This is a genomic window from Myxococcus guangdongensis, assembly GCF_024198255.1.
Lineage (GTDB): Bacteria > Myxococcota > Myxococcia > Myxococcales > Myxococcaceae > Myxococcus > Myxococcus guangdongensis.
Genome location: NZ_JAJVKW010000006.1, coordinates 354,694 through 367,800 on the forward strand (window position 1 = coordinate 354,694; position 13,107 = coordinate 367,800).

General features: G+C 70.0%; 9 protein-coding genes and 1 riboswitch. Of the genes, 3 read left to right on the plus strand and 6 right to left on the minus strand.

Annotation, left to right across the window (positions count from 1 at the left end; genetic code table 11):
• Nucleotides 1-174: 174 nt before the first annotated feature.
• The gene (locus tag LXT21_RS20855) at nucleotides 175-1,359 is read right to left on the minus strand and encodes a hypothetical protein (protein WP_407667008.1); all 1,185 of its coding nucleotides are present in this window, start codon (nucleotides 1,357-1,359) and stop codon (nucleotides 175-177) included.
• Between the two features lie 279 nt (nucleotides 1,360-1,638).
• Nucleotides 1,639-2,589 (minus strand): DMT family transporter, encoded by a 951-nt coding sequence (locus tag LXT21_RS20860; RefSeq protein WP_254039897.1) that lies wholly within the window; start codon nucleotides 2,587-2,589, stop codon nucleotides 1,639-1,641.
• 71 nt (nucleotides 2,590-2,660) lie between these two features.
• On the opposite strand from LXT21_RS20860, the gene LXT21_RS20865 reads away from it, so the two are divergent.
• Complete coding sequence (locus LXT21_RS20865) at nucleotides 2,661-3,446, plus strand: AraC family transcriptional regulator (protein ID WP_254039898.1); 786 nt, start codon at nucleotides 2,661-2,663, stop codon at nucleotides 3,444-3,446.
• Nucleotides 3,447-3,459: 13 nt separating this feature from the next.
• Here the strand turns inward: LXT21_RS20865 and LXT21_RS20870 are convergent, their stop codons facing one another.
• A complete protein-coding gene (locus LXT21_RS20870) occupies nucleotides 3,460-5,805 on the minus strand; it encodes a patatin-like phospholipase family protein (protein WP_254039899.1) in 2,346 nt (781 codons plus the stop codon).
• A 319-nt stretch (nucleotides 5,806-6,124) separates the two neighbouring features.
• Here LXT21_RS20870 and LXT21_RS20875 point away from each other — a divergent pair, with 319 nt between their 5' ends.
• Complete coding sequence (locus LXT21_RS20875; protein WP_254039900.1) at nucleotides 6,125-7,207, plus strand: hypothetical protein; 1,083 nt, start codon at nucleotides 6,125-6,127, stop codon at nucleotides 7,205-7,207.
• A 67-nt stretch (nucleotides 7,208-7,274) separates the two neighbouring features.
• Here the strand turns inward: LXT21_RS20875 and ahcY are convergent, their stop codons facing one another.
• From ahcY to LXT21_RS20890, 3 genes are all read right to left on the minus strand, one after another.
• Nucleotides 7,275-8,705: an adenosylhomocysteinase gene (gene ahcY / locus LXT21_RS20880; protein ID WP_254039901.1), complete on the minus strand. Its 1,431-nt coding sequence runs from the start codon at nucleotides 8,703-8,705 to the stop codon at nucleotides 7,275-7,277.
• Between the two features lie 89 nt (nucleotides 8,706-8,794).
• Nucleotides 8,795-8,862: riboswitch (S-adenosyl-L-homocysteine riboswitch) on the minus strand.
• A gap of 181 nt (nucleotides 8,863-9,043) precedes the next feature.
• A complete protein-coding gene (locus tag LXT21_RS20885; protein ID WP_254039902.1) occupies nucleotides 9,044-9,580 on the minus strand; it encodes a hypothetical protein in 537 nt (178 codons plus the stop codon).
• A gap of 79 nt (nucleotides 9,581-9,659) precedes the next feature.
• A complete protein-coding gene (locus LXT21_RS20890; RefSeq protein ID WP_254039903.1) occupies nucleotides 9,660-11,291 on the minus strand; it encodes a peptide-N4-asparagine amidase in 1,632 nt (543 codons plus the stop codon).
• 219 nt (nucleotides 11,292-11,510) lie between these two features.
• Here LXT21_RS20890 and LXT21_RS20895 point away from each other — a divergent pair, with 219 nt between their 5' ends.
• Nucleotides 11,511-13,094 (plus strand): M57 family metalloprotease, encoded by a 1,584-nt coding sequence (locus tag LXT21_RS20895; protein ID WP_254039904.1) that lies wholly within the window; start codon nucleotides 11,511-11,513, stop codon nucleotides 13,092-13,094.
• Nucleotides 13,095-13,107: the final 13 nt, after the last annotated feature.

Consider the following 13,107-nt stretch of genomic DNA (forward strand, 5'->3'; position numbering starts at 1 on the left):
TCATGCTCAACCCGACATCGCGTGCGAGCACCGTGCGACGGGGAGGACGTGCGGGGTGGCCTGGGCGCGGGGCGTGCGTACCGTGCGACGCGGCCCGCGTCCCCGCGGTACGCGCGAGGCGCTTCGAGGGTGGCACCTCGCCCGGAGGGGGAACGGGCGAGGCGCCGGGGTGAATCAGAGGCCGGTGGGGTAGCAGTAGCTGTAGGTGCGGTCGATGCCGCCACCCGCGAGCGGGTAGTAGACGTAGCCCAGCTCCTCACCCGGAGCGCAGTCGGAGCGGGCGCGGGTGTAGGGGTGGCACGTCACGACCGCGGGGCCGGCGCCGTCCGCGTCGGAGCAGCTGCCCCGGGCGCCCTCGACGCCGCAGAACTCGGTGAAGCCACCGGCGCACGGCTGGCCGATGAGCGCCGGGTCGAACGCGAAGTCGTAACCCTCCAGCACGGCCTGCTCGGTGCACAGGCCGTAGACGCCGCAGATGGTGCCCGAGGGGCAGCCGGGGTTGGGCGACATGAAGTCACATGTCTTGAGGCACTGCGTGTCGTCGGTGAGCAGGTCCGTGCACGCGAAGCCCTGCTCGCAGTCGGTGGTGGCCAGCTCGTACTCGCTCGCCGCGGCCGTGCGCGTGCACAGCTCGCCCTGCGTCTTGGTGCCGAGCGCGCGCTCCAGCGTGCCGTCCGTGGCCGCGTAGTCGTCCGCGACGCAGGCCGTGTCGGGCAGGTGGCTCGTCAGCGAGCCCTCGCGCGGATCACACCCGCCGGGGCGCAGGGTGTTCCACGTCGCGAAGCGGATCCACCGGCACTCGCCACCCTCCACCACGGCGGAGCCCGTGTAGGGGCCGGAGCGGGGCGCGGCGAGCACGGACTCGCGCAGCACCACGTTGGACAGCGCGCCCAGCGTCTGCTGCGGCGACAGCTGGAGCGCGAGCAGCAGCGCGCCCGAGTCCGCGACGAACAGCTTCTGCGTGGTGGTGCCCAGGTCCTGGTAGCCGAAGACACACTGCTCGCAGGTGAAGGTGTTCGCGCCGCCCGCGGCCAGGTTGTAGAGGCCCGGCGCCGTGTTCATGTCCAGGCGGATGCGCAGCTCGTCGCGCGCGGTGGCGCCCAGGTTCGTCAGGTCGCCGCGGAACGTGGGCTGCCGCTCGTACTGCACCGGCGTCAGCTGGATGCCATTGAACGTCTCACCGAGCGTCACCTCCGTACAGCCCGCGGGCGGCGTGAGGAAGCGCGCCTCCTGCTGGGCGGTGAGGATTGCGTCCTGCGAGGGCGCGGGCGTCGGCGCCGGGTCCAGGGCCTCCTGGCCACAGCCGACCAGCCCCGACACCAGCAGCGCGCCCCACCAACCACCATTCATGAACTTCATCTTGGATTCTCCCATCACGAGGAACCGCGCGAAGCGGTCGACCAGGAAGCACCTGGTGCTCACGGTTGTGTGGAGCCAGAAGGCCGCTACGACACCGTCCCGATTCTGGGTTCGCGGGTCATACGCTGCGGTCGGAACGACGCCGGCCCGGCTCGCACATCCGATGAACGGGAAATCGCGTGAAATGTCGCAAGCCCGTGTGCGGGCCTCCGGTGCGGCCCGGGGCCGCGCGGGGAGTGAATCCGCTGGGGGTGTATCCAGGGTGCTGTTGAACCTGGATTACGGAACGAGCCGGCCCGGCCGGAGGCCCGTGGAAGGCGAGGCGGCGCGCAGGAGCCCCGGCGCGCTGACGATGAGGATGCCCGCGAGCACCAGCGCGGCGCCCAGGATGAAGAACAGACCCACGGGCTCCTTCAACACCAGCCAGCCCGCGGTGACGCCGAACACGGGCGTCATGAACGAGAACACGGACAGGCCGGAGGCGAGGTAGCGGCGCAACAGCCAGAACCAGACGAGGTAGCTGGCGAAGGACACGATGACGCCCTGGAAGAGCAGGCTCGCCCACGCGGTGCCCGTCATGGAGATGTGACCTGCCTGGCCGGTGAAGAGGGCGATGGGCAGCAGGAGCGCGAAGCCCCCGAGCAGCTGGTAGAGCAGGGTGTGGGTGGGGCGCGCCTCGGAGAGCGACGAGCCGCGCACCACCACCGTGGTCGCGCTCCAGGACAGCCCGGCGAGCAGCCCCAGCGTGTCGCCCCAGAGCATCCGAGGCGTGATTCCTCCCTGGAGCCAGCCTCCGCCGAAGGCGAGCATGATGCCCGCGAAGGCGACCCCGATTCCCACCCACTGCACCCGGCGCAGCCGCTCCGAGGGGATGCGCCAGTGCAGGCCCAGCGCGGTGAAGACGGGCGCGGTGTAGAGGAAGACGGCGATGTGGGACGCGTGCGTGTGACGCAGGCCCTCGCCGATGAAGAGGAACTCGGCGCCGAAGAGCACGCCCGATAGCAGCCCGGGACGCCAGGTGCCGTCTCGCAGGTCCATCCGCTCGCCGCGCAGCAGGCACAGCAGCCCCACGAGCAGGGCGGCGAGCCCCGAGCGCAGCGCCATCTGTACCAGGGGTGGGATGTCGGACGCGGCCAGCTTGATGGCCACCTGTTGCAGGCCCCAGAGGGAGCACAGCAGGAGCATCGTGGCGAGCGCGAAGCCATCGACGGGTCTGCGAAGCGAGCTCATGCCCTTCATATGGCGTGTGGCGGGCTTGATTCATATAGCTTGAACCCGACAACCCATGCAGAGAAGCCGCCATGGCCGAGCAGCTCCAGGTTCCTTTCTCCACCAAGCTTCCGCACCCCGTGTACTTCCGCACGGCGCGGCTGCGCACGGCGGCGTCGTACCCGCGGCATCACCATCCCTGGGGTGAGTTCGTCTACGCCTTCACCGGGGTGATGGAGCTGGAGCTGGCGGGCAGCCACTACCTGGCGCCCCCGCAGTATGGAATCTGGCTGCCTCCGGACGTGGAGCACCGGGGGATGAACCGCTCGGAGGCGAGCCACTGCTCGCTGTACCTCACGAAGGCGCTGTGTCGCGGGCTGCCGAAGACGACGTGCGCGCTGGCGGTGAGCCCGTTGGTGAAGTCGCTGTTGGAGCACCTGCGCGAGCACCAGGTGGCGTACCCGCGCACGAGCGCGGAGCGGCGGTTGATGCGGGTGCTCATCGACCAGCTGTCGCTCGCGCCGCCGCAGGGCAGCTACCTGCCCATGTCCGAGGACCCGTTGCTGGGCGAGGTGCTGCGGGCGCTGGTGAAGGCGCCGGCGGACGGGCGCTCACTGGCGGAGTGGGCGCACCAGGTGCACACCACGGAGCGGACGCTGGAGCGTCGGTGCCAGCAGCACCTGGGGTTGTCCTTCAGCGAGTGGCGCCAGCGCCTCCGGGTGGTGAAGGCGCTCGCGATGCTGGAGGAGGGGTGCGCCGTGGAGGTCGTCGCGCTGGAGCTGGGCTACAGCACCGCGTCCGCCTTCATCGCCATGTTCCGCAGGATGACGGGGACCACGCCGGACAAGTTGCGAGGCCACGGGCTCACGGCTTCGTGACGGCGCGCTCCGTTCAGAGTCCTATCTCCACGCCGATGCCCGGGGCGATGGACCACAGCGTCGCGCGCGAGCGGGAGCCGGGGTACCACTCACCGACGAGCTGGACGCGGAAGCGCTCCAGGATGGCCACGCCCACCAGGGCCTGCACGACGGCGCGGGAGCACGCCGTCACCCGGCTGGCGCCGCGGCCCTCGCAGGCCTGGGTGCTGTAGCGGTCATTCGCGCTGAACATCCAACCGGCGCGCAGGCTGAAGCGGCTCTGCGCGAGGAAGGACTGGTCGGTGTTCGGTCGGAACTCCAGCCCTCCGACGGGCGCCAGCGCGAAGGACTCCTCCGTCCCGGAGGAGAGCACGTCCTCGAGCCCGCGAAAGTCGAGGGCCGCGGTGAAGCGGAACCCCGTGGGCAGCTGCTCCTCGAACGCGGAGATGCTCACGCCCACCTCGCTCTGCACCGGCCCCATGGTGACGTGCAGCACCGTGCCTGGCGCGGCGAACGCCACCGTGTCCGCGGCGAGCTTGCCCGCGAAGCTGACCATCTGCCGGTCATCGCCCGACTGGACCTCGGTGAGGCGCTTCACCGCTTCGCCCAGGGACTGGCGGATGCGGACGATGGCCAGGTCACCCCGGCCGCGTGGCACGCCCAGATCCCGGAAGCTGAACCCATACGCGCCCAACAGGCGCATCGAGTAGTCGAGCTCCGGCTCCTTGGGGCTCTTCTTCCAGTGGGGCCACTTCTGGGGCGCGACACCGGGGACGTGCGGAGGTGGCTCTCCGGCCATGGCGCGCTCGCAGTGCAGGTTGCGCCAGGAGGCCTCCATGTTGCCGGTGCCCGCGCTGGCGCAGGCGTCGTAGAGCTGGTCGAGCGACACCTGGAGCAGCGCGCGGAAGTCGGACAGGGCCTCGCCCTCGCAGACCTGTGCCGCTTCCGCGGCGCCGTCGTACACCGCGCGCATGCAGATGAAGGGCGCCCAGCTCCCGGGGTCCTGGGTGGGCTCGTTGCGGGGCCTGGCGAACGGGTCCTCGCCCCGGGTCACATCGAGCAGCATCCGCCGGGCGTCGTACATGCCCAGGTAGAAGTCGAACGTGCGGAACTCCGTCTCGAAGAAGCCCAGGAACGCGAAGAGCGGCGCGCTGGCGGCGGGGAAGTGACGCCGGGGCAGCACGAGCCGCCGGGCGATGTCGGGCTCCTCTTCCAGCAGCAGCGACAGCTCCTTGGAGCGCGCGGTGTCGACGAGCGCTGCGATGATGCCGCCCAGCTCGGTGGGCAGGGAGCGCGAGGTGGAGCGGGCCTGGACGGGGGGGAGGACGGGGTACTCGGTGGCGTCCGGGTCCACGAAGGCGAAGGCGATGCCTCGGGGGGTCTGGCGCACGCCCGGAGTCGGGACGTCGCGCCACTGCAGCTTGCCGTCGACCAGATGGAGGCCGTCGCGGGCGAGCCCCACCGCGAGGCGCAAGGGCGCGTTGTCGAAGATGCCTCCGTCGATGTAGCGCTCGGCCCGGGACTCCCTGGGCAGACACACGGCGGGGGACTGGGACTCCTTGGCCATGCACGTGGACAGCTCGTGCGGCGGGAAGGCCACGGGGAAGGACATCGACGCGAGGATGAGGTCGCGCAGCGCCTGGAAGGAGATTTCGCCGTGCTCATCGGTGACGAGCAGCGGCTCCATGCGCCGGCTGCCGGGCGTGGTGTAGTTGGTGGCGGAGGGGGGCTTGCCCGGGCCACGTCCCCGGATGCGGATGGCGAACTTCTCCTCGATGCGGGGCAGGGGCATGCGGCCGTTCGCGGCCATGAGGACGCGGGGCTCCACGCGCGTGGTGGAGACGCCGAGCACCACGTCACAGGACGTGCTCAGCCCCTGGTTCCAGGCCTTCTCGATGTCGGCGGCGCCGCGCTCCAGCCACTCCCGTGAGAAGACGCCGAGCGGGGACGTCGACGCGGGGATGAAGAGCTGGTTGAAGCCGACGGGCACCCACGTCCGCCAGAACAGGGATTGGTCCGGGGGCGGCAGCTCCGGTCCGCAGGCCGCCAGCACCGCGAGCAGCGAGTTCAGGCTCCCGGCCGAGGCCCCCGTCAACAGCCGCAGGTCCACCTGCTGGCTGCCCTGGGCCGAGGCGAGCGCGTAGTACAGGAAGCCCGCCTCATAGACGCCCAGCGACACGCCGCCGCTGACGGTGAGCGAGACGGCGGTGGCGGGCACGCCCGACTCATCCAGGGGAATCGGCTGGGCCTTCGCGGGCGCGCCGAGGAGCAGGCACAGCCCGGCGAGGACGAGCGCCGTGGCGGCGCGGGAAGGGTGCGGGGAGGAGGTGACGCAGTCGGATGAAACACTGCCCGGCGTGCCGGGAACGGCTGAACCCATCCGGCGACCGTAGACCCGGGTCGCCCCGGGTGCAGCAAGCTTCCGTGTCGGGACGTGTTGCTTCCCGGACACGGCGCGCGGAGGCCGGCGGTGGGCGCCGTGTCAGGGGCCCCCGGCGAAGGATGGGGCGCGGTGGCCCGCCACACCGTGAAGGCAGCTCACCGCGCGCGGGGTCGAGGATGACCACGTCCGCGATGAACAACCCATCGCCATGACGAGGGCTCACGCCAGACACCTGGGTCGCTCCCGCATCACTGGGAGTGTGTTCTGGGGGCGAATAGGCTTGTCTTGGTTTGTCTTCACCCCCAAGGAGCCACCCATGTCGAAGCCGTGGAACATCGTCGCGAGCATCCTCGTCGTGCAATTGCTGGCATGTGCTGGAGGAGGGGAGGGGGGCCCCGAGGGCCCTTCGGGTGAGATGCGGTTGTCCGTGGAGGGGCTGACGACCCAGTTGCTCGACAGGCTGGTGGTCACCGCGCAGCCGGCCAATGTCTCACAAGCCCTGACCTATTCGGCGACGACGGACAGCTTCGAGGGGACGCTCGTGCTGCCCGAGGGCGCGCAGACGCTGACGGCCGAGGGGTTCGTGGACGACGGCGCGGGGACACCGGTGCTGAGCGCCACGGGCTCCGCGACGGTGAACGTGGTCGCGGGTGTGACGGTGGGCGTCTTCCTGGGCCTCCAGGACGTGACACCGCCCGCGCCGCAGCCGGACATCGCGCCGTTCATCCGCTCGAGCACCTCCGGGTCGGTGAACATTCCTCCCCTCACGTTGACGGCGTTCAGCGTGGATGTCATCGACCTGGACGCAGACCCCATCACCTACCAGTGGACGAGCAACTGCGCGACGAGCGTGTTCACCCGGCCGAACGCGTCCTACACGGAGTGGTACAACACGGTGCCCGGTACGTGCAGGATTGAAGTGCGCGCCACCGCGCGAGGGCAGACGGTGTCGCGCAGCACCAGCGTGAACGTGTATTCGCTGACGCCGACGACCGGGGAGGTGGACGTGGAGGGGACCTACACCCCGCGCCCGCGCGTCTCGGCCATCCACGCCCAGGGACAGGGCCTGCCGCTGCAGCGCTTCCTGCGCGAGGACGCGGTGACGCGCTTCCCCATCGTCGGGCCGAACCGGACCTTCCAGGTGGACGTCTTCGTGGACTACGGCACGAGCCGCGGCACCAGGACGGCGACGCTGGAGCTGGTGTCGGGGGTGGCGTGCGGCACGCTGGTGCGCGGCGCGGACACCTGCGCGGCGAGCCCCACGCCCACGTCCTGCTCGGTGCGCTACACGTGGACCACGCCGATGCCCACCGCCCTCTGCAAGCTGACGGCCCGGGCCACCAACGGGACGCTGGCGGACGCGTTCACCGTGGGGACGATGGTGGACTGGGTGCCCTGAGCACTGCGGGTCGGGACGCCCGCGGGGGCCAGACATGGCCGCCCGCGGGCATCGACCTGACCGGGAACTAGTAGCGGTAGGTGTCCTGCTTGAACGGGCCGTTCACCGTGACGCCGATGTACGAGGCCTGGTCCGGGGTCAGCTCGGTGAGCTGCGCGTTGAGCTTCTTGAGCTGCAGCCGGGCGACCTTCTCATCCAGGTGCTTGGGCAGCACGTACACCTTGCCCACCTGGTACTTGTCGCTGTGCGAGTACAGCTCGATCTGCGCGATGGTCTGGTTCGCGAACGAGCTGGACATCACGTAGCTGGGGTGGCCCGTGCCGCAGCCCAGGTTCACCAACCGGCCCTTGGCCAGCATGATGATGCGCTTGCCGTCCGGGAAGATGATGTGGTCCACCTGCGGCTTGATCTCCTCCCACTGGTACTTCTCCAGGGAGGCGACCTCGATCTCATTGTCGAAGTGGCCGATGTTGCACACGATGGCCTGGTCCTTCATCTTCGCCATGTGGTCGTGGGTGATGACGCTCTTGTTGCCCGTGGCCGTGACGAAGATGTCCGCCTTGTCCGCCGCGTAATCCATGGTGACGACGCGGTAGCCCTCCATCGCCGCCTGCAGCGCGCAGATGGGGTCGATCTCCGTCACCCACACCTGGGCCGACAGCGCGCGCAGCGCCTGCGCGGAGCCCTTGCCCACATCGCCATAGCCCGCCACGACGGCGATCTTGCCCGCCACCATCACGTCCGTCGCGCGCTTGATGCCGTCCACCAACGACTCGCGGCAGCCGTACAGGTTGTCGAACTTGCTCTTGGTGACGCTGTCGTTGACGTTGATGGCGCGGAACAGCAGCGTGCCCTTGGCGGACATCTCCTGCAGGCGGTGCACGCCCGTGGTGGTCTCCTCGGTGACGCCCATGATCTTGGCCGCCTTGCGCGAGTACCACGTCGCGTCCTGGGCCAGCTTCGCCTTGATGGACGCGTACAGCTCCCGCTCCTCCTCGCTCTGGGGATTGGCCAGGACGCTGGCGTCCTTCTCCGCGCGCTTGCCCAGGTGCATCAGCAGCGTCGCGTCACCACCGTCGTCCAGGATCATGTTCGGACCCTCGTGGTCGCTGCCCGCGGGGCCGAAGTCGAAGATGCGGTGGGTGAAGTCCCAGTACTCCTTCAGGGACTCGCCCTTGTGCGCGAACACCGGCGTGCCCGCGGCCACCAGCGCGGCGGCGGCGTGGTCCTGCGTGGAGAAGATGTTGCACGACGCCCAACGCACCTCGGCACCCAGCGCCTGGAGCGTCTCCACCAGCACGGCCGTCTGGATGGTCATGTGCAACGAGCCGGTGACGCGGGCGCCCTTGAGCGGCTGCTGTCTGGCGTACTCCTCGCGGATGGCCATCAGCGCGGGCATCTCGCTCTCGGCGATCTTGATCTCCCGGCGGCCCCATCCGGCCAGGCCGAGGTCGGCGATGGCGTAGTCCTGCTTCTGGTTCTGCGTGGCGGCGGTCATGGCGTGTCTCCTGGTTCAGGTTGCGTCGCGTGTGTTGGCGAGGTCCTGCCCGAGCCGCTGGAAACGGACCCACCCTCGCAAGCCACGCGTACAGGTGAGTGCCGTTGGGTCATTCCCTTCGAGCCTGGGGCCAGGGGCCTCGCAACACTCCTCGAAGTCCGGGGCAAACTACGAGAAGGCCCGGCGAATTTCAAAGGGAAGTTGCCGCCCCGGAGGGCATGCGTGCGGGCTCCAGCTGACACCGAGCCTACAGGGTGGCCCGCGGTGGGAGCCCTTCCCCGCGGCCGGGCGGGGTGGCGCCGCGCTCCTGGCGACGCCACCCGCGCGCTCGAAAGGGACTACTTGCCCGAGGCGCGCACCGAGCCACCGCTGGCCCAGTGGTCCGCGGCGGCGCGCGTGAGGGTCTGCGCGAGCAGGTCCTCGAGCAGGTCCGCCTTGGCGATGTCGTCGGGCTCGAAGACGCCGAGCAGCGCCAGCTCCGGCTTCTCGCCGTACTGCTCCTCGCCCAGCGTCAGCCAGCCGGGCGTGTAGCTGGCGCCCACCAGGCCGTTGACCAGGGGGGCGATGCGCAGCGAGGCGCCGTGCGCGTGCACGGGGCCCGCGGGCACGCCGTTGCTCTTCACCAGGCCGATGTCCTTGCCGGAGAAGCGGACCTCGAACGCGCGCGAGTCATCCCAGTGCGGCACCTGGTCCAGGGCCAGGGACAGGCTGCCCTCGGACGCGGGGCCGGCGTCGCCGTTCGCCTTCTGCACGGCGCCCTTCAGGGCGTCGGAGACCTGGGAGGACAGCTGCGCCCAGCGCTCACGCCGCGCAAAGGCCTTCCGGATGTTTTCGTTGATTTCCTTCAGAGCGGCACCAGCGTTCTTCGACGGCATGAAGTCCCCTTCGGGGGTTGGAGGCCAGTGTCGGATGCTGCCCTCCGCTCACGCATGGTGTCCAGGGGGCCGCGTATTTTCAGTCGCAGCCCTGGACGTCCTCGGTGACGAAGCCGTTCCGGGTGGAGATGCGCCGGTCGTGGCACACCCCGGGGTGGCCCTCGAGCCGGTAGTGGTGGGTGGAGGTCCCCACCGCGTTGCGCTGCGCGCGGGGCACGCCCAGGTTGTACGCGGCCTCGCCCGTGAAGACGTCGTCGAGCTCACGGCGCTCCCACGTCTGGAGCCCCTTGAGGCCCAGCGCCTTCTCCGCGTCGCGCACGGTGATGGTGGTGGTCAGCCGGTTCTCCGGCGTCACGCCGATGCGCCCGTCCAGCACGAACTGCTTGTCGGAGCGGCTCACCGAGGGGAACACGTCCCGGCCGACGACGGTGACGGTGCTCGTGTCCCGCCACGTGGCGACCAGCTCGTCCGGGTTCTCCATGTCCCCCACCCAGCGGTGCATGCTGGTGTTGGAGACGTCCTGCTCCACCGTGGTCAGCTCCCAGCCGCGCGAGGTGCGCAGGTAGCCGGACACCCGCAGGTGGTGGCCGCCCTGTGTGTCCACCTGGTGCCAGCCGTCCACCCGCGCGTACGTCGAGTCGTTCGACAGCGTCCCCAGCTGGTGCTGGAGGAGCCCGCCGGTGACGCGGGAGGTGCCCGCGTCCCGCCACGCGAGCACGTTGGTGGGCAAATCCCACCCCGGCCGCCCCTCGGGCACGCCCAGCACGCGCACCGTGAGCTGGTGCGGCTGGCCGTTCGTCAGCAGGCCCACGAACGGGGTGAGGTCGTACTGGATGGGGCGGATGTTGAAGGCGCGGGGCGCGGGGAGCACGTACCAGACGAAGGGGTTGGACCAGCCGCCGGTGTACACGTGGGGGAAGGGCATGGCGACGCCGGCCACCCGGCCATCCACCTCGATGACGACCTCGCGGTAGGGGCCGTCGTCGGCGGGGCACGAGTAGGGCACGACGATGGGCGCGGTGATGTACCAGAACTCCTCGCACCCGCCGCCGGAGCCCGTGGCGTAGACCTCGGCGACGAGGCGCGCGGTGTTGCGCGGCACCGTCACCTCGCCGACGAGCGCGCTGCCCTCGCGGCGCGGCTGGCTGAGCGGGAGCACGTCGCTGGCCAGGTTCGCGGCCGGCGCGTGGCCTCCCCGGGCTGGGTAGAACGTCAGGTACACCTGCACGTCCAGCACGCCCGTGTACGTGTCGTTGACCACGTTGCCGATCAACATCCACACCGGCTGGGGCTTCGCGAGCAGCGACGCGTAGGCGGTGACGTCCTTCTCCACCGACCAGGAGATGCCGTCGCGCGAGGGCTCGGGCGTGGACGTCTTGAAGATCGTCACGCCGCCGACCTCCAGGTGGCCCAGCCGGTCGTACTGGACGCCCTGCACCTTGCCCTCCATCCGCAGCACCACCTTGCTCCACGGGCCCGGGCACTCCGCGGGCGGCGCGAAGGGGCCGGTGAAGGGGGTGAAGTCGTCGAACTTCTCATCGACGATGCGGACCGTGCAGGACGGCGTCGTCGGCCGCTCCACCGTGGGCGCCGCGGTGCGCGGGTCGTCCCAGTCCGTGCCGAACTCGGGCGGCGGCTCGACGGCCCACGCCGGCAGCGCGGCCCCCACCACGAGGAACACCGCGACGAGATTGCCAGGGAATGGCTTCACGGCTTTTCCTTTTCAAGAAGGTAATTCTTGAATAGTAGGACTTCGCCCTGCCGTGGGCAATGCGCGGTGATTCGTGACGCCGGCGGGAAGAACTCGCGAGCGGTTCGTTGATGGCTCGCGGTTCCAACGCAAGCGCAGCTCACATCACGCCTGGGGGCCGGCCCCGGGTGCAAGGGAATCCTCATGCAGACAATGACTCACACCCGCCGAGGTTGGCGGATGACTCCGCTCGCCGTGACGACGATGGCGCTGTTGCTGGGGGCCTGCGGGCCCGAGGCCACCGTGCCCCAGGAGGACACGCTCACCGACACGGGGGCGGCGACGACGGCGGCCTTCGAGGCGTGGCGCGCGAAGAACGTCGTCGCGACCGAGGAGGGCCACTTCCTGGTGGAGGGGGACATGCGGATGCTGGACCTGGTGGAGGTCCGCCGCTACTGGGAGAGCTTCACGAGCAACCCCAACGCGCTGTCTGTCTTCCGGGTGGGCGGGGCGGACGCGGCCTGGAGCCGCGCGGACCGCGAGGCCATCACCTATTGCATCCGTCCCACGGACTTCGGCGCGGACTACGACCGCGTGGTGGAGTTCATGCACCGCGCCGCCTCCGGCTGGGAGGGGGCGGCCAACGTGAAGTTCGTGCACCTGAAGGCGCTGGACTCGGCCACCTGCAATCGCAGCAACAACCTGGTGAAGTACAACGTCGAGCGCAACTTCACCTTCACGGGCCTGTCGGCGGGCATGGGGTTCCCCACGTATTCGCGGCCCACGCGCTTCCTGGAGCTGGGCCCCACGTCGACGTGGACGGATGCGGAGCTCATCGCCGTGCTGACGCACGAGTTCGGCCACGCGCTGGGCTTCGTGCACGAGCACGACACGGCCTCCGGCTGCGGCATGGTGATGACGGGCAGCTACCGGCCGCTGACGTGCTACGACGGCCGGGGTGCCATGCACTACCCGTCGATGCCGGGCTGGTTGGACCCGTCGCGCACGCTGAACTTCATCTCGCAGCGGGACGTGGAGGGCTCGCAGGCACTCTACGAGGCGCCGACCAACGTGCTGAGCACGTCCAGCGGCACGGTGTACGCGCGCAAGCGCTCGACGGGCGACCTCTACCGGCGCGACGCGCTCGTGTGGACGTTGGTGGGCGGCCCTGGGCAGGCGTTCGTCGCGGTGGGCAACACGCTCTATGGCCAGACGCCGGGCGGCGGCTATCCCGTGCAGTTCCTGGGCTCGAGCTGGGTGGGCATCGGCGGAAACGCGGGGCAGATCTTCGCGTGTGCGGGGGCACTGTGCGCCACGGACAAGGTGACTGGCAACGTGGCCCGGTACAACGCGGCGACGGCGACGTGGACGACCATCGGCGGGCCCGGCTCGCGCTTCGCGGCCACGACGACGCAGGTGTTCGGCCTGGGGCCGTGGCAGGACGACTACACGGCGCTCTACAGCGGCGCGGGCAGCTCGTGGAGCGTGGTGGGCGGCGGCGCCAGCGAGCTGGTGGGCGGCGGGACGAAGATGTACCGGCTCACCAACGACAAGGGCCTCATCCAGCGCCACGACGGAGGCTCGACGTGGACGAGCATCGGCTACTCGGGGCGCAGCTACGTGGCCGTGGGCAATGACGTGTACGGCCTGCGTCCGGATGGCTCCTTCATCATGAAGTACGCCGTCACGGTGTGGAACTCCATCCATGGCTCGGCGAGCAGGATCTTCAGCTCGAACGGCTACCTGCTCGCGCAGAACCTGGACGACACCATCGAGCGGTACGACCCGGTGTCGAACACCTGGACGAACCTGGGCAAGCCCTGACGCGTCCTGGGCC